The sequence below is a fragment of the Dietzia sp. IBK-p2-16D genome, from assembly GCF_057773085.1.
In genome coordinates this window covers 723,657-745,331 of record NZ_JBYMTL010000002.1, presented here as the reverse complement: position 1 = coordinate 745,331, position 21,675 = coordinate 723,657, and the positions used below count along the sequence as shown (strand labels likewise).

The following is a 21,675-nucleotide window of genomic DNA, read 5'->3' as shown; positions in this document are numbered from 1 at the left end:
ACCTGCCGCGCGGGCACCTGGGTCAGTCGATCAGATCGCGCCGTAGCGCGCGCCCATCGCCTGGGCCATCATCGGCCACGACTGCTTGAGGTCGTCCTCCCAGTAACCCCACGAGTGCGTGCCGTTGGGCGCGAAGTCGAAGTGGGCCGGGATTCCGAGCTCGCCGAAGCGGCGGGCGAGGTTGGCCGTGCAGTACTGGGTGGCCGCCTCGATGATGCCGCCGACGATCGCCTGGTTGGCCAGCGCCGGGATGCTGTTGCGCAGGCGCCAGTTCTCGAGCGACTCGTGCGGCCCGGGCAGTCCGTTGCCGGTGGAGATGAACATGGCGGGCAGCTGGTTCTTCGCGATCTGGTCCTTGAAGCGCCACGCGCCCCACACCGGGTCGTTGTCGGTCCAGCCCGCACCGGGGAAGGGACCCCACATGTTGTCGAGGTTCGCGCCGCCACGCATGCCGGTGACGATGTTGATGAACTGGTACCCGATCGGCGTGGACGTCTCGGCACAGCCGGAGTAGGAGCCGATGGCCTGGAACTTGCCCGGGTGCTTCTGGGCGATCGTCAGGACCGAGGTGGCGGTCATGGAGATCGCGGCGAGTCCACGCTTACGGCCCTGGTAGTTGCCGCCGTACCTGTTCTCGAAGAGGTTCGGGAGCTCCTCGGCGAGGTAGGTCTCGAACGCCATCGGGCGAGTGGTCTCGCGAGCGTAACGGGTCTGCACGTTGGGGTCGTGCTTCTGCCAGTCGGTGTAGTACGAGAAGGCGCCGCCGATCGGGGTGACGGTCCAGGCGTCCTTGTCCGACATGAACTTCTTGACGTCGGACTGCGCCTGCCAGGTGGCCGAGTCCTCGCCGCCACCGGCGCCGTTGATCAGGTACAGCACCGGCGCTCCGGCGTTACCGTCCCGCGGGGGCTGGACGATGTTGGGGACCTCGATCGCCATCTTGTCCGACCACACCGAGACGATCATGCGGCCGTCCGGCAGCCTGGTCTCGACGACCTTGTTCTGGGCCGTGGCCTTGGTGTACTGGATGCTCCCGCCCTGGGCCTGGGCCGTGCCCGTGGCGACGACGGGGACCATGGCCGCAGCGAGGGCCGCTGCCGCGACCTTCGTGCCGAACCGCTTCACTGAACGCATATTTCGACGCCTTACATTCTCGTTGTTCACAGACGGACCCGGGCACGCTCTCACGGAGAACGCTAACCCGATTCCCAGTAGTCACACAAGTCCCATTGAACACACCTGTACCACCGGTGTGTCCCATACTTGCGAATTGCATCCGCAGGGGACTGCCCCGAGGATTCCACATCCGGGCGAGCCGGTGGGAACCGCGGAGCCGGCCGCTGCGGCTCACGTCAACAATATCGACGGCACTTCGGTTCCCGTTACCGATATGAGAAAATTCATAAGCCCGACGGCTCGACCGCCGAGAACGGGGACCGCGCCGCGGCCATGACAAAGGGCCCCGGGCCGCAGCCCGGAGCCCCTCATCGAGCCAGTTCGCGACTCAGACCTTCATGAAGCCGTTCGCGATGGCGGTCTGGAGATCGCCACCGGCGAAGTAGCCGATGCCCTTGACGAGGTTGTTGACCCAGCCGAGCATGTCCGAGAGGACGCCGAGGGTCCCTTCCTTGCCAAGGATGCCGCCCAAGCTGCCGTCTGCGCCGAATGCTTCGCTGCCCATGATTTTCTCCCTGAGGTAGATGGCGAGTGCGGAGGTCCGTCACTCTAGAAACTGCTGAGGTCGCCGCTGTCAGGCCCGCGGTCGCGGCACAGGTCCGGAATGCAATTCCGGGAGGAGACCAAAGGTCACTCCTCGATTCCGGGCACCGCCTGGCCCAGGCTGCCCAGTACAGTGTCCAGGCCGTTGCCGGCGAGAGAGCCGGTCATGCCCGTAAGGCCGTCGATGAGATTCTTGACGTTGGTGAGAACGTCGCTGATCGCCTTGAAGTCAGGCATGTGTTTCTCCCTTTAGTGTGGTGTCGCCCCGCCTCACGGGGCCCTGGGTAAGGTTAGCCTAAGTCGCACCCAAGTCAATTATGACGTGCGTCTCAGCTCACCCCTCGCACACCGGCAGTGAGCTCGGTGCCGGGCGTGTGCCCTGAGTCACCATAAACTACGAACCCTTAAGAAGTCTCATTAATTGAAGGCATTCAAACGATGTTCGTCTGACGCTGACCCGGAGGCCCGTCGGCGCTGGTCAACCGTTCACCGTCGACACCCGCAGTTCACCCGGGGGAGTGCGCTCAGGGGCACCCGCCCCCAGCGGACCCCGCCCCCCGGCGATCGCCGGTCACCCAAGCACCGTAGACACGAAACGGCCCGCGCGAGGGAGAATCGCGCGGGCCGTTCCTCTCCGCCAGGGCAGTCGCGTCCCCGGCGGGGGTCATGGCACTACATGAAGCCGCCCGTCAGCGCCTCCTGGAAGTCGCCTCCGGTGAAGTACGCAAGGCCAGAGAACAGGTCTTCGAACGCGTCGAGGAAGCCGTTGAGGATCTCCAGCGCGCTGCTGACGCCGGTCAGGGATCCGAACTCGGGAAAGGTCATCGTCTACTCCTGGTGTCTGCGAATGTTCGGGGTGGATGGTTGTCGACCGCTACGCAGCGCTGATGCTGGAGATGGCCTCGACGAAGGCGTTGACTCCCGTGTCACCGCCGCCCGCAGATCCCGTGAACACGACGACGGCGCCGAGGATGTCGGTGATCGCCCCGAAGAGGTCGGACAGCTGACCGAAGTTGGGCATGAGGTCTCCGTTCCCAGTTGCTTCATGCGCCCGGTAGAGCGCCTACCTGCAAGAGTAAGAAGTGCTCCATCTCACCACAAGGTCCGCAACACAATTGTTACCGCGGGTCACATACTGCGCGCGCCGAGCCCCCGAAATGGACCATGGCCCGCACCGGGGGACCGGTGCGGGCCGTCGGGGACAGTCGCCTCCCCCGACAGGGTCTATCTCACTGGAGGAACCCTCCCGCCAGCGCTTCCTGGAAGTCGCCCCCGGTGAAGTACGCGAGTCCGGAGAACACGTCTCCGAACGCGCCGAGGAAGTCATTGAGGAAGCCCAGTGCGCCACTGACGCCGGCAAGGGATCCGAATTCGGGGAAAGTCATCGTCTGCTCCTAGGTAGGTGGTGGTGAGATATGGGTGAGTACTGACCGCTAGTCGGCGCTGATGCTCGTGATCGCGCCGATGAAGTCGTTGACCCCACCCTCGCCACCCAGGGACCCGGTGAAGAAGACGACGGCGCCGAGGATGTCGGTGATTCCGCCGAAGAGGTCGGACAGTTGACCGAAGTTGGGCATGGGGGTCTCCGTTCTCAGTGTGTTCCGGCGCCCTCCGAGGCGCCTGACACAGACATTAGGGCGGCCGTTCAGCAGCCACCAGAGACGAAACCGTTCATTAACCGCAGGTCACAGACGTTTTACGCGGGGAGGCCCACGTGACGATCGTGTTACGTGACCCGACGCCCCGGGAGAGCCCGACAAAAGCCGTGGCCCGCACCGGATCTCCGGTGCGGGCCACGGCCGCGTGCTGGGGTGGGCTACATCAGAAGCCCATGCCGCCCATCTCGTCGCCACCCGGCATGGCGGGCGCGGCGGGCTCGGGCTTGTCGGCCACGACGGCCTCGGTGGTGAGGAACAGCGCGGCGATCGACGCGGCGTTCTGCAGCGCCGAACGGGTCACCTTGACCGGGTCGTTGATACCGGCCTCGAGGAGGTCCTGGTACTCGCCCGTGGCGGCGTTCAGGCCCTGGGCACCCGGCAGGTTGCGGACCTTCTCGGCCACGACGCCCGGCTCGAGCCCGGCGTTGAAGGCGATCTGCTTGAGCGGGGCGCTGAGCGCGAACTTGACGATGTTCGCGCCGGTGGCCTCCTCGCCATCGAGGGACAGGCCCTCGATGGCGACCTCGGACTTCACCAGGGCGACGCCGCCGCCGGCGACGATGCCCTCCTCGACGGCCGCCTTGGCGTTGCGCACGGCGTCCTCGATGCGGTGCTTGCGCTCCTTGAGCTCCACCTCGGTGGCAGCGCCGGCCTTGATGACGGCGACGCCGCCGGCGAGCTTGGCGAGGCGCTCCTGGAGCTTCTCGCGGTCGTAGTCGGAGTCGGAGTTCTCGATCTCGGCGCGGATCTGGTTGACCCGGCCCTCGATCTGACCCTGGTCCCCGGCGCCCTCGACGATGGTGGTCTCGTCCTTGGTCACGACGACCTTGCGGGCCTTACCGAGCATGGAGATGTCGGCGGTCTCGAGGGAGAGGCCGACCTCCTCGGAGATGACCTGGCCACCGGTGAGGATGGCGATGTCCTGCAGCATGGCCTTGCGGCGGTCACCGAAGCCCGGGGCCTTGACGGCGACGGACTTGAAGGTGCCGCGGATCTTGTTGACGACCAGGGTCGACAGGGCCTCGCCCTCGACGTCCTCGGCGATGATCAGCAGCGACTTGTTCTCGCCGATGACCTTCTCCAGCAGCGGGAGCAGGTCCTTGACGGTGGAGACCTTGCCCGAGACCAGCAGGACGTACGGATCCTCCATGACCGCCTCCTGGCGCTCCGGATCCGTCATGAAGTACTGCGAGATGTAGCCCTTGTCGAAGCGCATGCCCTCGGTGAGCTCGAGGTCCAGACCGAACGTCTGGGACTCCTCGACCGTGATCACGCCCTCCTTGCCGACCTTGTCCATGGCCTGGGCGATGAGCTCGCCGATGGCCGGGTCGCCGGCGGAGATGCCCGCGGTCGCAGCGATCTGCTCCTTGGTCTCGATCTCCGTGGCGGAGTCGATCAGGTGCTTGGTGACGGCCTCGACGGCCTTCTCGATGCCGCGCTTGATGCCCATCGGGTTGGCACCCGCGGCGACGTTGCGCAGGCCCTCGCGAACGAGCGCCTGGGCGAGAACGGTGGCGGTGGTGGTTCCGTCGCCGGCGACGTCGTCGGTCTTCTTGGCGACCTCCTTGACCAGCTCGGCGCCGATCTTCTCGTACGGCTCCTCGAGCTCGATCTCCTTGGCGATGGAGACGCCGTCGTTGGTGATCGTGGGGGCGCCCCACTTCTTCTCCAGCACGACGTTGCGGCCCTTGGGGCCGAGGGTGACCTTGACGGCGTCGGCGAGCTGGTTGAGACCGCTCTCCAGGCCGCGCCGGGCCTCTTCGTCGAACGCGATCATCTTTGCCATGGGGTGAATCATCCTCCGGGTATGGGGTGACACGCACGTGGTCAGCGTCGGTGCCCGCGACGGACGGTGCGGACCGTGTCGGATCCGCGCCTCACCTTGCGACCTCAGTTCTCAGATCTTGCTGGCACTCAGGGTAGCCGAGTGCCAATCGCTTTTCTAGCACTCGCCCCCGACGAGTGCAAAGGCCCGGATCGGAAGTTCGCGCTCGGCGAACGCCCCTCATCCGCCCCTGCCCTGCCCTACCATCGAGACGCCGTCCCAGCCATCCGTCGGAAAGGCCCGTCAATGCCCACCGAAGCCGCCACCGAAGGCGCCATCGAGAGTTCCATCGAGATCGACGCCCCACCGGCCCGGGTCTGGGAGGTCATCTCCGAGGTCCGCAACGCCACCCAGTGGAGCAGCCAGGCCTGGAAGATCCTCGCCCTCGGCGGCCGCACCACCAAGGGGACGTGGGCACTGAACCTCAACAGGCGGGGACCGATCGTCTGGCCCACGACCAGTCGCGTGGTGGAGTTCGAGCCCGGTCGACGTTTCGCGAACCGCATCACGGAGAACACCACGGTGTGGGTGTTCGAACTCGAGCCCACCCCGTCCGGCGGCACCCTCCTCACCGAGCGCCGCGAGGTCCCGGACGGACTCACCTTCATCTCCCGGTTCCTCACCGACAAGCTCTTCGGTGGCCAGCGGTCGTTCACCAGCGAGATGGACCGGGGCGTGTCCTCCTCCCTGCAGCGCATCAAGGCCCTCGCCGAGCGGGGCTGACCCGGGATGACCCGGGCCGCCACGGCCCTCGTCGCCGGTTCCCTCGTCGCGTCGCTCTCCGGGTGCGCCCTGTGGCCGGGGGGCGTCGACGACGCCGACGAGCCCACCCGTGAGCAGCCCGGGCCCACCCTGGCCGCCGGTCCCCCACCCGCCGACTGGCAGGACGTGCGCAGTCCCACCGGGCTCGTGTACTCGGTTCCGCCCGGGTGGGAGGTCGGGGATCCCCTCGGCGGCGACACCGAGGGCGGTGATCCCGGGTCCGACTGGGGCTCGGGGTACGTCACCACCGCCAACTCCATCGCCGACCGGGGCTACTGCCGTCTCGGGGGCCTGAGTTTCCGGACGCTGGCCGGCATCAGCGCGACGGTCCTGCCCGGCGACGCGCGTGAGCAGGCCGAGTCCGCGTCCCGCGCCATGGCGGACTCGATCGACCGGCGGTTCACCGAGGCCGGTGCCGACGTCCCCGTCCCCGAGGCCCGCAGCATCGGCGTCTCGGGGGTGCCCGCCTGGTACGTGTCACTGCGGGGAGAGGTGCGGCCGCCACGCAACGCCTGCACGCCCCCGACCATCCGCTTCGACACCGTCGCGGTGTCCACACGGGGGCCGGACGGCGCACCCGCCTCCATCGTGTTCGTCCTGATGGCCGACGAGGGAGAACCCGGCGTCCAGCCGAGCGAGACGGTCGACGCCGTGGTGGCGTCGCTGCGCTACGAGAACTCCGTGTGACGTCGGCTCGGCCGTCGGCGTCAGGCCGCGGTCGCCCTGCCCCTGTCGCCCGTGCCCGGGTCGTCCGCCGCGGGACGCGCGTCCCCGTCCCCGGCCGGGGCGTCTCCCTCGAGACGCTCCGCCCAGTTCTGGTCGCACCGCGCCCACGCCCACCCGGCATCTGCGGCGGTATCGGCAGCGTCCACCGGGACGGCCAGCCGGTGCAGGGGGACGTCCGGGCCGTCCGATGCCTCGATCAGCAGGGTCCGACCGGAGCGTTCATAGCGGAACCAGCGCTCGTCGTCGACCCCGAGCTCCAGCCGGTCGCCGTCGATCATCAACTTGCCGATGAGCTGGGACAGGAGTTCACGGGTGACCCACGGCAGGGTCCCGCGCGGCCGTCCGCGGACCGCGTGGTCCGCGATCCCCGCACCCGTCATCGTGGGCCGACGGTGGACGTCGATGTCGATGCGCTCCCGCGGGTCGGCCACCAGTCCCAGTTCGGGCGACGTGACGCGGAGCTGTCGCGGCGCGGCGAAGCGCATGACGGCGTTGACCACGAGTGGGCGCGTGATGACCTCGGGTCGGATGACGACCCCGACGCCCTCGATCTCCGGTCGCGAGCACAGGGCACCGGTCTCGCCGATCGCCTCGGCCTCCGGGAACCGCTCGGACACCTCGTCCCGCAGCGCCTCGAGGTCCGCACGCACGTGCGCCGGCAGCTCGTCGAGGCTCGCGAGCTCACGGAACTCCCCCTCGGCCGGGGTGACGACGATCACAAAGCTACTCATGTCCCCCACCATACTTCATGCTCCGTTCACTTTCCGTTCATGTTGCGATTCGTGTCGGACGCGGGAACTACTCTGGGTGCATGGCCGTCTCCCCCGCGTTCGCCGAAGCCCACCCCGACCTCGCCCCGCTCGCCGCCGCGGTCGCCGCCCAGCTCGACCGGGCCCGCTCCGACCTGGCCGACCTCGTGGCCCTGCCGTCGGTGCACGGTGCCGAGCCCGAGGCCTGCGCACAGGCCTGTGAGCTGGTCCGCGCGCTGCTCGCGGACCTACCGATCCCCGGCCTGGGACCCGAGTCCGTCGAGGTGATCGAGACATCCGACGGGTCGCGCGCGGTGTTCGCCCACCGCCCGGCCGCGCCCGGCCGGCCGACGGTGCTGCTGTACAGCCATTACGACGTCCAGCCGTCGGGGGACCCCGGCGAGTGGACGTCCTCCCCCTGGGAGCTGACCGACCGCGACGGCCGGTGGTACGGCCGGGGGGCCGCGGACTGCAAGGGCAACCTCGTCGTCCACCTCGCCGCCCTGCGCGCCCTCGCCGCGATGGGTGACGACGACGAGGGCGGCGCCCCCGGTCCGGACCCGCTGGACGGCCTGGGGATCCGACTCGTCGTGGAGGGCTCCGAGGAGACCGGCGGAGGGGGGTTGGATGATCTCGTGGTCGATCGGCCCGACCTGGTGGCGGCGGACGCGATCCTCATCGCCGATTCCGGGAACGTCTCGGTCGGCACCCCCACGCTCACGACCAGCCTCCGGGGAATCGCGAACGTCGTCGTCGTCGTCGACACCATGGAGGCCGGGGTCCACTCCGGACAGTTCGGGGGCGCGGCGCCGGATGCGCTGGCCGCCCTCATCTCGATCCTGTCCTCGATGCGCGACCCCCACTCCGGCGCCACGACCGTCGACGGCCTGGACTTCTCCGGCGAGTGGGACGGGCAGGCCTACCCCGAGGAGACCTTCCGCGGCGACGCCGGGGTCCTCGAGGGGGTCGGGGTCTCGACGGCGGCGCCGCTCGCGGACCTGGTGTGGTCCCGCCCCGCGGTGACCGTCTTGGGCATCGACTGCCCTCCGGTCGAGGGCGCGATCGCCGCCGTCCAGCCGCGAGCCCGCGCCCTGGTCAACCTGCGGGTGCCGCCGGGGATGGAACCGGAGGACGCGCAGCAGTTGCTGGTCGAGCACATCGAGCGGAGGCGCCCGTGGAACGCCCGGGTGACCGTCGAGAAGGAGACCGTCGGCCACCCGTTCCGCTCGGTCCCGGCCGGCGGCTCGGACCCGGTGCACGACCTGCTCTCGCAGTGCCTGGCGCAGGCCTACGGCGCGGATGAGGTCGCGGTGGTCGGCTCCGGCGGATCGATCCCACTGTGCACCGCGCTGCAGCGGGCGCATCCCGACGCGAGCATCGCACTGTTCGGCGTCGAGGACCCCGCGGCCGCGATCCACTCCCCCGACGAGAGCGTCGACCCGCGGGAGATCGAGCGCATCGCACTGGCGGAGGCGGCGTTCCTGCAGCGCTACCGCTGAGCCCCCCGCTCGGCGAACCGGTAACAGTGTGATGCCCCTGGGCCGATACTGTCACCAGTGGCGGTTCGACCAGGTCTCGGCTGCCCGGAAGAAGGAGCCGCCATGCCCGTGCCCGCACTCGCCCACCGCGTCACCCGCGCAGGCCGCGCCCTCCTCGCGACCGCTGCCGCCGCCGCACTGACGGTGGGGTTGCTCCCCGCCCCGGCGCAGGCGCAGGGGCTACCGGGGTCGATCAGTCCGGAGCAGATCGCCAACGGTGCACTCGGCACCATCTCGCCGGAGAGCCTCAGCCAGCTCCTCTACTTCGGCAACCTGCCGGGCTCGTCCGGGTCATCGATGATGGGCATCGCCAACCGGCTCGGATTCTCCCCCAACATGTTCGCCGGACCCCCGCCGCCGGCACCCCAACCCAACCCGAACATCACCAAGACGCGTGTCGTACGCAAGGACATCGACGGCCGCTACGAGCGTTGGCTCATCGACTCGGCCGACATGAAGCGCGGGATCACGGTCGAGGTCCACCGCGCGCCCGACGGCAACCGCAACGCGCCGTTCCTGTACCTCCTCGACGGCGTCGGCTCCGAACTCCCGAGCGGCTTCATGCAGTGGGGCGCGGCAGAGCAGTTCCGCGACGAGAACGTCAACCTCGTCATCCCGACCGGCGGCCAGGGGTCGATGTGGGCGGACTGGAACGAGCCCGACCCGGTGCTGGGCATCAGCAAGTGGGAGGCCTTCATCACCCGCGACCTGCCCGCCCTGATCGAGCCCCAGGTCAGCACCAGTCGCAGCCGCGCGATCGGCGGCATCTCGATGGGCGCCGGAGCGGCCGTGACCATCGCGACGCGCCACCCCGATCTCTACCGGGCCGTGTTCGGCGTCTCGGGCTGCTACTCCACCGACGCGCTCGGCCAGATCCTCACCCGCTACACCGTGGAGAGCCGCGGTGCGACGCTGACCAACATGTGGGGCGAGCCGGGCAACGCGCAATGGGCGGCCCATGACGCACTGATCAACGCGGAGCAGTTGCGCGGAAAGGCGATCTACCTCTCGTCCGGCACGGGCGTGGCCAACCCGGGCGACTGGGAGGACTACAACGGCGACGCCGCCAACTTCGTCGCCGGCATGGCGCTCGAGCAGGCCACCGGGCAGTGCACGCGCGCGGCGGACCGTCGCCTGCGCGAACTGCGCATCCCGGCAAAGATCGACCACCTGCCCACCGGGCTGCACAACTGGTCCTACTACTCGCGTCAGATCCCCGTCGCCTGGAACGCCATCCGCGGCGCACTGTAGCCGCGCCGGGGCGCAGGGGGCCCGGCGACGGCCGCGATACGCTCACCTCCGTGAACCCCCGCCCGGATCTCGACCTGACCCTGCGCCTGTCCGCGTCCGCTGCCGACTCCCGACGGGGGATCGTCCGCGCGCACCCGGAGGTGATCCTCGCGCTCGGGATGCGGGAATGGGACGCCATCGAGATCATCGGCGCCCGCACCACGGGCGCCGTGGTCGCCGCGGCACCCAGGGGCGCACCGAGCGGGGTACTGGTGGTCGACGAGGTGGTGGCGGCCAACTGCGGACTGGGTGAGGACGCCCGGGTGACCGTGCGGGCCGCACAGGTGACGGGCGCGCAGTCCATCGAGGTCCAGGGCCTCCCGCCGGCCGGCCGCGGAGTCGCCGAGCGGGTGCTGCGCTCGGCGCTGCTGGGCAAGGTGGTGCGCGTCGGCGACTCGGTCACGCTCATGCCTCGCGACCTCGGCCCCGACTTCCCCACCTCCGACACCACCCGCACCCTGCGCAACACCATGGGCGCGGCATGGAGCACCGAACTGCTCACCGTCACCGCGACCGTGCCGGACGGGATCGTCTCCATCCAGCCCACCACCGCGGTGGTGACCGGAGCGGGATCGACGACGAACACGGCCGGCCCGTCCGCTCCCGCCGCCGCGGGATCCCGCGGACCGGGGATGGCCGAACCCACCGGTGCGGCCGGCGGTTCGGCCATCACGGCCGTCGCGCGGGAGGACCTCGTGGGCGTCGCCGACCGGGCCGAGGTGTTGGAGCAGTGGCTCTCGCTCGCGCTGGACCGATCGGAGCTGCTGCGGACGCTGGGCGCGTCGCCGCACCTCGGGGTCCTGGTCGCCGGCCCTCCCGGGGTCGGCAAGGCGACGCTGGTCCGCTCCGTCGCGGGGGACCGTCGACTCGAGGTGCTCGACGGGCCGTCGGTCGGCGCCCTCGACCCCGCCTCGCGACTGGAGGCGGTGCGTGCAGCCGCCGAGCGAACCCGGGAAGGCGGCGGGATCCTGCTGGTCACCGACATCGACGCGCTGCTCCCCGCCGAGGCCGAGCCCGTGTCCACCCTGGTCCTCGACCGGCTCCGCTCGGTGGTCGCCACGCCCGGGTCGGTGCTGGTGGCGACGTGCGTGCACCCCGAGGCCGCCGACGCGCGGCTGCGCGAGCCCGACGTCTGTGACCGCGTCCTGGACCTGCCCCTGCCGGACGCCGCCGACCGCGCGGCGTTGCTGGAGGTCATGCTCCGCGACGTCCCCACCGCCACGGTCGACCTCGCGGCCGTCGCCGACCGCACGCCCGGGTACGTCGCCGGCGACCTCCGGGCACTCACCCGGGAAGCAGCCCTGCGCGCGGCCGGGCGGGCGTCGGGAGACGACGCCGCCGCCCTCTCGTCCGCACGCCTCGAACAGGACGACCTCCTGGGCGCGATCAGTGTGATCCGGCCGCTGTCGAGGTCCGGCACGGAGGAACTGAGCCTGGGGTCCATCACCCTCGACGACGTCGGGGACATGGAGGAGGTGCGTCAGGCGCTCACCGAGACCGTGCTCTGGCCGCTGCAGCACCGGGACTCCTTCGAACGGCTGGGAGTGCAGCCGCCGCGGGGTGTGCTGCTGTACGGCCCGCCGGGCTGCGGTAAGACGTTCGTCGTCCGGGCCCTCGCCTCGAGCGGGCGTCTGACCGTCCACATGGTCAAGGGCGCCGAGCTGATGGACAAGTGGGTCGGGTCGTCGGAGAAGGCCGTGCGCGACCTGTTCCGCAAGGCACGTGACTCGGCGCCGTCGCTGGTGTTCCTCGACGAGATCGACGCCCTGGCACCGCGACGGGGCCAGTCCGGCGACTCGGGCGTCGGCGACCGCGTGGTCGCGGCCCTGCTCACCGAACTCGACGGCGCGGAACCGCTGGGCGACGTCGTGATCCTGGGCGCGACCAACCGGCCCGAACTCATCGACCCCGCCCTGTTGCGTCCGGGGCGGCTCGAGCGGCTGGTGTTCGTCCCCCCGCCGGACGCCGCGGCCCGCGCCGACATCCTCCGCGCCGCGGGTCGCGACGTCCCGCTGGCCGAGGACGTCGACCTGGCACAGCTCGCCGCCGACCTGGACGGTTACTCGGCCGCGGACTGCGCCGCGCTACTGCGGGAGTCCGCGCTGACCGCGATGCGACGCGACATCGACGCGGCCGAGGTCACCGCCGACGACGTGGCGCGGGCCCGCCGCGCGGTCAAGCCGTCCCTCGACCCGGTGCAGGTGGAGGAACTGCGACGGTACGCCGAACGGCGCGAGAGCTGAGTGTCACGGGCTTGCCGTGGTCCACAGCGGCCACCTACAGTGTGTAGCCATGCGGAAGATTCTCGTAGTAACCGGACGTAACGGGGCCTGACAGACCGGCACCCCCGTTGCGTGGTTACTCCTTCTCGTCGGTCACCGCACCGACCCACGAGAAGCGAGAAGCGAGAACACCATGTACCCCACCGCGAATCCCCCTCTCGGCCACCCAGCCACCCCCGCCACACCCGCCACACTCACGTGTCCCTTCGCCGAGCGATTCGGTCGTCGACCGCCCCGCGGGTTCGCCGCCGAGGCCGCGGGGCTGGACTGGCGCACGCTCGTCGACACCTACGCCCCGTCGTCCGACCACTTCCATCTCGCGGACCTCTCCCGCCGCCCCCTCGGCCGGGGCATCACCGCCTACGAGGCGATCCTGGCCACCCGCGCGCCGGGGGACGCACCCGGGGAGTTCACGGCCCACCGCCTGACCACCGAATCCTGTGGTGACCTCACCGCGATGTCGGACATGCTGGGGCGGGTCGGCGCACGCACGGAGATCGAGCAGTTCCACCAGTACGAGGGCCACCGGCACGGGGGCCACTCGTTCGGGGACACCGAGTCGTGGTGCACCATTCTGCGGGCCGGCTGCGGGCGGCGCGAGACGTGGGCCCTCGGGTTCGGCCAGACCTCCTCCGAGGCCTCCATCGCCGCACTCCTCAGCGCCGCCACCCGCCTTCACCTGCGCTGAAAGCGGGCCGGAAACACTGTTCTGTAAAGTGAAACCCGAAACCACGCCCCGGTCGACCACCGGCTTCCCGCCGTCTCGCGGCGGGTGCGTCCGCATGTCGTCGTCCGTTCGACGCAAGGAGAGGAGCCGCCGGTGATCGTGATCCTCGCGGCCCACGCCGTGGCCGCCCTGATCGCGATCCCGCTGGTGTTGAGGCTCGGCCGTCGCGCCTTTCCCCTCCTGGCGGTGGTCCCCGCCGCCGGTGCGGTGTGGGTCGCGGCCAACCTCGACCGGGTGCCCACGGAGTCCCTCCAGTGGGCCCCGGGGATCCATCTCACGCTGGACCTGCGGATGGACGCGCTGTCCGCGCTGATGTCCCTCATCGCGCTCGGCGTGGGCGCGCTGGTCCTGTTCTACTGCACCTGGTACTTCGACGACTCCGAACCACGTCTCCACCTGTTCGCGGCAGAGCTCGTCGCCTTCGCGGGCGTGATGTTCGGCCTGGTCGTGGCCGACAACATGATCCTGCTCTACATCTTCTGGGAGATCACCTCCGTACTGAGCTTCCTCTTGGTCGGCCACTACGCGGAGCGCGCCTCGTCCCGCCGCGCCGCCACCCAGGCACTACTCGTCACCACCCTCGGCGGCCTGGCGATGCTCGTCGGCATGATCATCCTCGCGCAGGAGGCCGGGTCGTACCTGCTCAGCGACATCGTCGCGGCCCCGCCGTCCGGAGCCCTCATCCACTGGGCACTCGCGCTCGTCATCATCGGCGCGACGAGCAAGTCCGCCATCGCGCCCCTGCACTTCTGGCTCCCCGGGGCCATGACCGCACCCACCCCGGTGAGCGCCTACCTCCACTCCGCCGCGATGGTCAAGGCCGGGGTCTTCCTCGTCGCGGCCTTCAGCCCCGGCCTGTCCGGCTCGTCCACGTGGCAGCTCCCGCTCATCGCACTGGGTCTGGGCTCCCTTCTCATGGCCGGCTGGCGCGCACTACGCGAGACGGACCTCAAGCTGGTCCTGGCCTTCGGCACGGTCTCCCAGCTGGGCTTCCTGCTGGTCCTGGTGGGCATCGGGTCGCGGGACACCATGCTCGCCGGGCTCACCATGCTGCTGGCACACTCGCTGTTCAAATCGTCCCTGTTCATGGCTGTCGGCGTCATCGACAAGACCACCGGCACCCGCGAGATCCGCGAACTGTCGGGGCTCGGCCGCACCCGGCCCGCACTGGCGGTGTTCTTCACCCTCGCCGCCGCCTCGATGGCCGGACTCCCTCCCTTCCTCGGGTTCATCGGCAAGGAGTCCGCGTTCGCCACGGTGCTGGTCGAGGGTCGCCTCCACGGGATGCCGTCGATCGTCGTCACCGCCGGCCTGGTGCTGGGCTCGGTGCTCACGTTCTCCTACACGGCCCGACTGGTCATGGGAGCCTTCCGGGCCAAGCCGTCCTTCCAGGACGGGATCAGCCCCGCGGTCGCCCGTTCGAAGCCCGTCAGCCCGTGGTTCCTCTCGGTGCCCGCGGCCCTCGCCGTCGCCGGCCTGGTGCTCGGCCTGTGGTCGGCCCCCGTCGAGAACCTCCTCGTCCGGTTCGTCGACGTCGCGTTCCCGGCAGGCAGCCCGTGGCGCGGCGAGGAGGACTACCACCTGGGACTGTGGCACGGCTTCGGCATCCCGCTGGCGCTCACCGCCGTCGTGTACGTGCTGGGAACGATGCTCTACGTCGCCCAGCGGACCGTCGAGCGTATGCAGTTCGAGTCGCCCGCCCTCGGTAACGCCGACCGCATCTACGACGCGGTCCTCCGCTTCTTCGACCTGCTGTCGCTCCGCCTCACCGCGAGCATCCAGCGCGGCTCCCTCCCCCTGACGCTCGGCATCATCCTGGTCACCCTGGTGCTGTTCCCGTTCGCGTCACTGATGGTCGGCACCCGCGAGGGCCTGCGTATGGAGCTGGCGAGCAACCCGGTCGTGCTGTTCGTCATGATCCCCATGACCGTCGCCGCGATCGCCGCCACCGTCCTGCGCAACCGCCTCGCCGCGGTGATCAGCACGTCCGTCACCGGCTACGGCGTCGCCATCATCTTCGCCTTCCACGGCGCCCCCGACCTGGCGCTCACCCAGGTGCTGGTCGAGACGCTGCTGATGGTCGCGTTCGTCCTGGTCCTGCGCACCATGCCCGCCGAGGTCCCGCTGTCCGACGGCTTCCGCCGGATGCGCGCCTGGCTCGGCATCGGGGTGGGACTGCTCGTGGTGATCGTCGGCGCCTACGCCATCAACGCCCGCCAGCATCCGGCGGTGTCCACGGTCTTCCCGGACATCGCCTACGACATCGGCAACGGTGCCAACGCCGTCAACGTCACCCTCGTCGACATCCGCGCCTGGGACACCCTCGGCGAGATCACCGTGCTGCTCGTGGCCGCCACCGGTGTGGCCAGCCTCGTCTTCCGCAATCGGCGCTACGGTTCGGGCCCGCGCCTCGCCGACGCCGACAAGACCCGCTCCGGCCGGCGCGGCATCGAAGCCGCCCGGATCGTCATCGAGGCGCCCGGCGCCTCCCCCGGCCGCTGGTTGGTCGGCGCGACCGTCCGCGATCCGCGGGCCCGCTCCCTCGTCCTCGAGGTCACCACCAGGCTCATCTTCCCGACCATGATGATTCTGAGCCTGTTCTTCTTCTTCGCCGGGCACAACAACCCCGGTGGCGGCTTCGCCGGCGGTCTGGTGGCGGGCCTGGCACTGGTGCTGCGTTACGTCGCCGGTGGCCGATACGAACTCGGCGAGGCCGTGCCGATCGACGCGGGTCGGATCCTCGGGTTCGGGCTCCTGCTGGCCGCCGGCACGGCCACCGCCTCCATGTTCTTCGGCGCACCACCCCTGTCCAGCGCCACCTTCGAGGGGACGCTCCCGGTGTTCGGGGACGTCAAGTTCGTCACGGCACTGTTCTTCGACGCGGGCGTGTACCTCATCGTCGTCGGACTCGTCCTCGACATCCTCCGCAGCCTCGGTGCCCGACTCGACCTGGACGCCGAGGACCTCGAGGAGCTCCGTGCCGTCTACGTCGACGCCACCGACTCACCGTCCACCGCCGCCCTGCGTCGCGTCCCCGGTGTCGACGGCGCCGCCCCGCGGTCCGATCTGGCCGCCCGCCGCGCCGCACGCCTCGAGGCCGCGGAGAACCAGGGCTCCACCCCACAGGGAATGCCATGACCGCCGACTTCGCCCTGCTGCTCCTCGCCGGCATCCTCAGCGCCGCCGGCGTCTACCTGCTGCTCGAGCGGGCGATCATCAAGATCCTCCTGGGCATCATGATCCTGTCCAACGGCGTCAACCTCCTGATCCTGGCCGCCGGCGGCGCCCCCGGGAACCCACCCATCCGGGACCGGACCTGGGGAGACAATTCCATCGACTCGGATCCGCTGTCCCAGGCGATGATCCTCACCGCCATCGTCATCACCGCCGGGGTCGGCGCCTTCATCCTGGCGTTGGCCTACCGCTCGTACCAGTTCACCACCGTGGACGAGGTCGCGGATGACGCCGAGGACACCAAGATCGCCCAGCGCTCCCCCACCGACGCCTGGTCCGCGCCCGACCGCGACGCCTCCGACGACCACACGACCGGTCTGCCCACCGAGCTCGGTGACCACGTCGACTACGACGACGAGGACCTCGAGGAGGCCGAAGCCGAAGCCGCCGCCGAAGCCCGCGCGGAGGCGCAGGCCCGGGCCGAGGCCGAGGCCCGGAGGATCGACCTGCGCGAGAAGCGCTACAAGGACGCCGGAAAGGGGGAGGACCTGTGATCTCCCCCGACCTCTTCGGCTACCTCATCCCGTCAGTCGTCCTCGCCCCGCTGCTGGCGGCCGCCCTGTGTCTGGTGGTCTCCCGCCGCCCGCGGATCCAGAACCTCATCACGATCGTCACCCTGACCGCGGTCCTGGTCATCTCGGGCGTCCTGCTGGTGCTGACCGAGCAGCACGGGATGCACACCGTCCAGGTGGGAGGCTGGGACGCCCCGGTCGGAATCACCCTGGTCGCGGACCGACTCAGCGCGCTCATGCTGTGCGTGTCCGCCGTGATCCTGCTGACGGTCATCATCTACGCCGTCGGCCAGGGCGTCCGCGACGGCGACGGCGACCAGCCGACCTCGGTCTTCCTGCCCACCTACCTCGCGCTGGCCGCCGGCCTCAACGCGGCGTTCATCGCAGGCGACCTGTTCAACCTGTTCGTCGGGTTCGAGATGCTGCTGGCCGCGTCCTACGTCCTGCTCACGCTGGGTGCCAGTCAGGAACGTGTCCGCGCGGGAGTGTCCTACACCGTCGTGTCGATGGTGTCCTCCATGGTCTTCCTGCTGGGCATCGCACTGACCTACTCCGCCGCCGGAACCCTCAACCTCGCCCAGCTCGCCGCCCGTATGGCGGAGGTCCCGGACGGACTGCGGAACACCATCTTCGCCGTGTTCCTCGTGGCGTTCGGCATCAAGGCCGCCGTGTTCCCGCTCTCCACCTGGCTGCCCGACTCGTACCCGACCGCGCCCGCCCCGGTCACCGCGGTGTTCGCGGGCCTGCTCACCAAGGTCGGCGTGTACGCGATCATCCGGTTCCACACCCTGGTGTTCCCCGGCGGGAGCATGGACGGGGTCCTGCTGGTGGCCGGCCTGCTCACGATGGTCGTCGGCATCCTCGGTGCGATCGCCCAGTCGGACATCAAGCGAATTCTGTCGTTCACGCTGGTCAGTCACATCGGGTACATGATCTTCGGCGTCGCACTGTCCACCGAGTCCGGGCTCAGCGCCGCGATCTACTACGTCGGCCACCACATCGTCGTGCAGACCACGCTCTTCCTGGTCGTGGGCCTGATCGAGCGCCAGGCGGGATCGTCCTCCCTGCGCCGTCTGGGTTCGCTCGGCGTGGTCAGCCCGGTTCTCGCCGTCACGTTCCTCATCCCGGCGCTCAACCTGGGAGGCATCCCGCCCTTCTCGGGCTTCGTCGGCAAACTCGCCGTCGTCCAGGCGGGCGCCGAGGTCGGTGGCGCACTCATGTGGGTGCTCGTCGCCGGCGCCATGGTCACCAGCCTGCTCACCCTGTACGTCGTGGTCCGCGTGTGGTCCAAGGCGTTCTGGCGGCCCAGGGCCGACGCCCCCGAGGGCGCGATCGCACTGGCCAAGCCGCTCGCACTGCTGCCGTCCGACGAGTACGTCGAGTTCGACGAGCGCGACGAGGTCGGCCGCATGCCGTGGAGCATGCTCGCGCCGACCTGGGCCCTCATCGTGGTCTCCCTGCTGATGACCGTCTTCGCCGGCCCGCTGCTCGCGGTCACCGACGGCGCGGCCGAGAGCCTGATGGAACGCGTCGAATACCTCGAGACGGTGCCCACCGATGCGACGCCCGAACGCTACGTCGACTCCGTGACGGGGGTGCGCTGACATGGCCCGGAAGACCACGCTGGAGCCCCGGGTGCTCGGCGCCCGCCTGTTCATGATCCTGTGGTTGAGCTTCGCCTGGGTCCTGCTGTGGGGCAGCATCGACATCGGCACCATCGCTGCCGGCCTGCTCGTGTCGATCCTGGTCACGGCAGTGCTCCCGCTCCCCCGCGTCCCCGTCGAGGGACTGCTTCGCCCGGTGTCCACGGTGTGGCTGGTGATCGTGGTGGCCTACTACCTGGTCCGGTCGTCGTTCACCGTCGCGTGGTTGTCGGTCCGCCCCACGGCGCCGCCGCGGTCTGCGGTGCTGCGCGCCCCGATGCGGTTGAAGTCCGACTTCACGCTGGCCCTGGCCGTCAACACCCTGAACCTCATGCCGGGCGGCATCGTCGTCCGCGTCGATCCCGTGGCCCGGTACGTGTACATCCACGTCCTCGACGCCGGTACCGACACGGCAGTCGAACAGTTCCGTCACCAGACCCGGCACATCGAAAAGCTGTACCAGCGTGCGTTCGAACGCGACGAGGACTGGAAGCCGAGTCCCGAGCACTACTCCGCGCCCGCCGACAGCGCCCCGACCACCGCCGGCGCGGCCGATGACGCCGGCTCCGGCACGGCAGCCGCCACCGACCAGGACCAGGAGGGACCCCGGTGAACACCTTCTCGCTCATCCTGTGGAGTCTGGCGATCATCGCGCTGACCGCCGCGCTGTTCGTCACCATGATCCGACTCGTGGGCGGGCCCAACACCCTCGACCGGCTCATCTCTCTCGACACGCTCGTCGCCGTGGCCCAGGGCGGCATCGGCGTCTACATCGCCTGGACCAAGGACACCACGCCGGCGGCCGCGCTCGTCGCGCTCGCGCTGGTCGCGTTCCTCGGCTCGGTGTCCGTGGCCCGCTTCCGCGTCAATGACAGCGTCGGATCCCCCGAGGAGGCCCTCTCATGACCGATGACCTGCGGGAGATCATCTCCGCACTATTCGTCCTCGCCGGCGCGCTGCTGACGCTGGCCAGCGCGATCGGTCTCGTCCGCTTCCGCGACACCCTCAGTCGCATGCACCCGGCCGCCAAACCGCAGGTCCTCGGCCTCGTGCTGATCCTGTCCGGTGCCGGGATCCGAATCTTCCCGGACATCGACCTGGGCATGCTCGTGCTGGCCGCCATCGTCGCCGTGTGCACCGCGCCGGTGATCGCGAACCGCGTGGGCAACCTCGCCTACCGCGAGAGCGTCGAGGACGGCACCATCACCCACGAGGCCCCCGTGCTGGAGAAGTTCACCGGAACCGGCTTCGAGGGCAACGGCGCCAACTGACCCGTCGCCACCTGACCCGTCGCCGGCCGCTCGACGAGAAGAGCGTCCCGCACAGGCCCCTCTCGGGGGATGTGTGCGGGACGCTCTTCTCGTCGTTCCGGGGTGGTGCCGGCCCGTCAGGTCAGGGGCGGGCCGCTCAGGGAGCGGGCTGCGCCGGGGCACCGCCGGCCGGCTGCTCGGCGCCCGGGACCACGACGAGGCCGTCGTCTGTGGTGGCCTGACCGCCACCCTCGTCGCCGCCCTCGCCGGGGATTCCGGTCGGGGTGGTACCGCCCTGGAAGTCCTCGGCACTGTCGACCGCGGTGGTCTCCTGCGTCTCGGGGATCGAGGTCGTCGGCTTGGCGTCCTCGGAGTAGCTGGGCAGCGTGTACGGCGCGTCGGCCTCGGCCGGCTGCTCGTTGGGCGGGCTGCACGCGGCCACGGCGAACGCGAGGGCGAGTGCGGGAGCCGCGACCAGGAGGCGGCGGGCGGTCTGACGCGGGGCCATGGGGGCTCCTTCGATCTCGGGAAGCTGCAAGTCGCTACTGAGCGTGCATCCCGCGGGCGGGATGCCTGGGCTCATCATATCCTCAGGGGTCAGCGATCGAGATCCTGGGTGACGATCACGATCACCCCTGGTGCCTCGCCCGCCAGATCTGCCGGCCGGGGCTTGGCGGTGATGCCCAGCTGGGCCGCGATCGCCTGGGCGGCCTGCTGCTCACCGGGGCCGGTTCCGTAGAAGGCGGTCGACTCGGCCACGACGCCGCGGTTGGACGGCATGTTGGCCACGTCGCCCACGGCGTAGCCGTTCTCGCGCAACGCCTCGCCGGTGCGTCCGGCCAGGCCGGTGACGGTGCTGTTGTTGAAGATCTGCACGGGCACGGAGGTCACGTCCGGTCCCGCCCCACCGAGCACCTGACCGGCGGGCTGGCCCTGCCCGGGCACCGCGGGGTCGGCGGCCTGCGGGTCCCGCCCGTCGGCGCCCCCACCGGTTGTCCCGTCGCCGTCCCCGACGCGCCCGTCCTGACCGGCGCCGCCGTCGCCCGGGGCGGTCGCGCCGTCGGCACCGTCGGCTCCGGTGCCGCCGTCGGCGTCCTGCCCGCCCTGGCCGTCCTGCTCGACCTGGGAGGTGGTGTCGTCGGCGGTGGGGGCGGAGTCGTCATCGCTCCCGAAGAGCTGGACCAGCCCGACACCGACCGCGAGCACCACCGCGGCCAGCAGGACCATCGCGATGGCGCGGTACGGCGGGCCGGTCGGCTCGTCCATGCCGGGGCCGTCGCCCGGACCGTGGGGATCGTCGGCGCCGCGCGCGTTGCCGTACTCGGGGTCGCCGTACTCGGCATCGCCGGGTTGCGGGCTGTCGTACTGCGGGTTTCCGGACTGGGAGCTCACGCCGCCGAGTCTAGGTCAGTCGAGCCGCATTCCCAGGTTGCGCGCCGCGCGTGCCTTCTGTCGGCTGGAACGCATCCGGCGGAGCCGCTTGACGAGGAGCGGGTCCGCGGAGAGGGCCTCGGGGCGGTCGATGAGGTCGTTGAGGATCTGGAAGTAGCGGGTGCCGGACATGTCGAACTGCTGCCGGATCGCCTCCTCCTTGGAGCCGGCGAACTTCCACCACTGCCGCTCGAACTCGAGCATCGCCCGGTCCCGGTCGGACAGGACGGGATCGGCGGCGTGCAGCTCGGCGCGCGGATCCCCGGCATCCTGCCCGCGCTCGACACGCACCTCGCGTGCTGCGGCGGCTGTCCGACCCATGTGCGCGC

Annotated in this window: 24 protein-coding genes; 12 read left to right on the top strand and 12 right to left on the bottom strand. The window is 70.2% G+C overall.

Translation table 11 applies throughout. The annotated features are described in order from the left end of the window. Positions 1 to 30 precede the first annotated feature (30 nt). From AC3DE3_RS07860 to groL, 8 genes are all read right to left on the bottom strand, one after another. Entirely contained in the window at positions 31 to 1,134 is a 1,104-nt protein-coding gene (locus AC3DE3_RS07860; protein WP_260488834.1) for an alpha/beta hydrolase, read from the bottom strand. Between the two features lie 370 nt (positions 1,135 to 1,504). Then, entirely contained in the window at positions 1,505 to 1,681 is a 177-nt protein-coding gene (locus AC3DE3_RS07855) for a hypothetical protein (protein ID WP_488369598.1), read from the bottom strand. Between the two features lie 125 nt (positions 1,682 to 1,806). Next, positions 1,807 to 1,956 carry a hypothetical protein gene (locus AC3DE3_RS07850; RefSeq protein WP_488369597.1) on the bottom strand — a complete coding sequence of 50 codons (150 nt, stop codon included), beginning with the start codon at positions 1,954 to 1,956 and terminating at the stop codon, positions 1,807 to 1,809. A gap of 435 nt (positions 1,957 to 2,391) precedes the next feature. Continuing rightward, positions 2,392 to 2,544 (bottom strand): hypothetical protein, encoded by a 153-nt coding sequence (locus AC3DE3_RS07845; RefSeq protein WP_488369596.1) that lies wholly within the window; start codon positions 2,542 to 2,544, stop codon positions 2,392 to 2,394. Positions 2,545 to 2,593: 49 nt separating this feature from the next. Next, positions 2,594 to 2,740, bottom strand: a complete 147-nt coding sequence (locus tag AC3DE3_RS07840) for a hypothetical protein (protein ID WP_488369595.1) — start codon at positions 2,738 to 2,740, stop codon at positions 2,594 to 2,596. A 208-nt stretch (positions 2,741 to 2,948) separates the two neighbouring features. Continuing rightward, positions 2,949 to 3,104 carry a hypothetical protein gene (locus tag AC3DE3_RS07835; RefSeq protein WP_260488839.1) on the bottom strand — a complete coding sequence of 52 codons (156 nt, stop codon included), beginning with the start codon at positions 3,102 to 3,104 and terminating at the stop codon, positions 2,949 to 2,951. A 48-nt stretch (positions 3,105 to 3,152) separates the two neighbouring features. After that, positions 3,153 to 3,296 carry a hypothetical protein gene (locus AC3DE3_RS07830; RefSeq protein WP_167507208.1) on the bottom strand — a complete coding sequence of 48 codons (144 nt, stop codon included), beginning with the start codon at positions 3,294 to 3,296 and terminating at the stop codon, positions 3,153 to 3,155. A 244-nt stretch (positions 3,297 to 3,540) separates the two neighbouring features. After that, complete coding sequence (groL, locus tag AC3DE3_RS07825) at positions 3,541 to 5,163, bottom strand: chaperonin GroEL (RefSeq protein ID WP_488369594.1); 1,623 nt, start codon at positions 5,161 to 5,163, stop codon at positions 3,541 to 3,543. Positions 5,164 to 5,448: 285 nt separating this feature from the next. Here groL and AC3DE3_RS07820 point away from each other — a divergent pair, with 285 nt between their 5' ends. Together AC3DE3_RS07820 and AC3DE3_RS07815 are read left to right on the top strand one after the other, a co-directional pair. Next, complete coding sequence (locus AC3DE3_RS07820; protein ID WP_488369592.1) at positions 5,449 to 5,925, top strand: SRPBCC family protein; 477 nt, start codon at positions 5,449 to 5,451, stop codon at positions 5,923 to 5,925. 6 nt (positions 5,926 to 5,931) lie between these two features. Continuing rightward, a complete protein-coding gene (locus tag AC3DE3_RS07815) occupies positions 5,932 to 6,651 on the top strand; it encodes a DUF8017 domain-containing protein (protein WP_488369591.1) in 720 nt (239 codons plus the stop codon). A 20-nt stretch (positions 6,652 to 6,671) separates the two neighbouring features. Here AC3DE3_RS07815 and AC3DE3_RS07810 read toward each other — a convergent pair whose 3' ends face one another. Further along, positions 6,672 to 7,421 carry a hypothetical protein gene (locus tag AC3DE3_RS07810; RefSeq protein ID WP_488369590.1) on the bottom strand — a complete coding sequence of 250 codons (750 nt, stop codon included), beginning with the start codon at positions 7,419 to 7,421 and terminating at the stop codon, positions 6,672 to 6,674. Positions 7,422 to 7,501: 80 nt separating this feature from the next. Here AC3DE3_RS07810 and AC3DE3_RS07805 point away from each other — a divergent pair, with 80 nt between their 5' ends. The 10 genes from AC3DE3_RS07805 to AC3DE3_RS07760 all read left to right on the top strand — a co-directional run bounded on the left by AC3DE3_RS07805 (position 7,502) and on the right by AC3DE3_RS07760 (position 19,936). Then, complete coding sequence (locus tag AC3DE3_RS07805) at positions 7,502 to 8,938, top strand: M20/M25/M40 family metallo-hydrolase (RefSeq protein ID WP_488369589.1); 1,437 nt, start codon at positions 7,502 to 7,504, stop codon at positions 8,936 to 8,938. 102 nt (positions 8,939 to 9,040) lie between these two features. Then, positions 9,041 to 10,228 carry an alpha/beta hydrolase gene (locus tag AC3DE3_RS07800; protein WP_488369588.1) on the top strand — a complete coding sequence of 396 codons (1,188 nt, stop codon included), beginning with the start codon at positions 9,041 to 9,043 and terminating at the stop codon, positions 10,226 to 10,228. 50 nt (positions 10,229 to 10,278) lie between these two features. After that, positions 10,279 to 12,510, top strand: a complete 2,232-nt coding sequence (locus AC3DE3_RS07795) for an AAA family ATPase (RefSeq protein WP_488369587.1) — start codon at positions 10,279 to 10,281, stop codon at positions 12,508 to 12,510. 172 nt (positions 12,511 to 12,682) lie between these two features. After that, complete coding sequence (locus AC3DE3_RS07790) at positions 12,683 to 13,237, top strand: hypothetical protein (protein ID WP_488369586.1); 555 nt, start codon at positions 12,683 to 12,685, stop codon at positions 13,235 to 13,237. A 132-nt stretch (positions 13,238 to 13,369) separates the two neighbouring features. Beyond that, positions 13,370 to 16,414 carry a Na+/H+ antiporter subunit A gene (locus tag AC3DE3_RS07785; RefSeq protein WP_488369585.1) on the top strand — a complete coding sequence of 1,015 codons (3,045 nt, stop codon included), beginning with the start codon at positions 13,370 to 13,372 and terminating at the stop codon, positions 16,412 to 16,414. Further along, positions 16,411 to 17,004, top strand: a complete 594-nt coding sequence (locus AC3DE3_RS07780; RefSeq protein WP_488369584.1) for a Na(+)/H(+) antiporter subunit C — start codon at positions 16,411 to 16,413, stop codon at positions 17,002 to 17,004. The genes AC3DE3_RS07785 and AC3DE3_RS07780 overlap by 4 nt, the downstream gene beginning before the upstream one ends. After that, positions 17,001 to 18,626, top strand: coding sequence for a Na+/H+ antiporter subunit D (locus AC3DE3_RS07775; RefSeq protein ID WP_488369583.1), 1,626 nt, complete (start codon positions 17,001 to 17,003; stop codon positions 18,624 to 18,626). The genes AC3DE3_RS07780 and AC3DE3_RS07775 overlap by 4 nt, the downstream gene beginning before the upstream one ends. Before the next feature lies 1 nt (position 18,627). Continuing rightward, entirely contained in the window at positions 18,628 to 19,278 is a 651-nt protein-coding gene (locus tag AC3DE3_RS07770; RefSeq protein ID WP_488369582.1) for a Na+/H+ antiporter subunit E, read from the top strand. Next, on the top strand, positions 19,275 to 19,571 hold the full coding sequence (locus tag AC3DE3_RS07765; RefSeq protein WP_488369581.1) for a monovalent cation/H+ antiporter complex subunit F: 297 nt from the start codon (positions 19,275 to 19,277) through the stop codon (positions 19,569 to 19,571). The genes AC3DE3_RS07770 and AC3DE3_RS07765 overlap by 4 nt, the downstream gene beginning before the upstream one ends. Beyond that, positions 19,568 to 19,936, top strand: a complete 369-nt coding sequence (locus AC3DE3_RS07760; protein ID WP_488369580.1) for a cation:proton antiporter — start codon at positions 19,568 to 19,570, stop codon at positions 19,934 to 19,936. Before AC3DE3_RS07765 ends, AC3DE3_RS07760 begins: the two co-directional genes overlap by 4 nt. Positions 19,937 to 20,072: 136 nt before the next feature. Here AC3DE3_RS07760 and AC3DE3_RS07755 read toward each other — a convergent pair whose 3' ends face one another. The 3 genes from AC3DE3_RS07755 to napA form a co-directional block, all read right to left on the bottom strand. After that, on the bottom strand, positions 20,073 to 20,423 hold the full coding sequence (locus AC3DE3_RS07755) for a hypothetical protein (RefSeq protein WP_260488854.1): 351 nt from the start codon (positions 20,421 to 20,423) through the stop codon (positions 20,073 to 20,075). Between the two features lie 89 nt (positions 20,424 to 20,512). Then, positions 20,513 to 21,307: a LytR C-terminal domain-containing protein gene (locus tag AC3DE3_RS07750; protein ID WP_488369579.1), complete on the bottom strand. Its 795-nt coding sequence runs from the start codon at positions 21,305 to 21,307 to the stop codon at positions 20,513 to 20,515. Positions 21,308 to 21,322: 15 nt separating this feature from the next. After that, a complete protein-coding gene (gene napA, locus AC3DE3_RS07745) occupies positions 21,323 to 21,667 on the bottom strand; it encodes a nucleoid-associated protein NapA (protein WP_260488856.1) in 345 nt (114 codons plus the stop codon). Between the last annotated feature and the right edge of the window lie 8 nt (positions 21,668 to 21,675).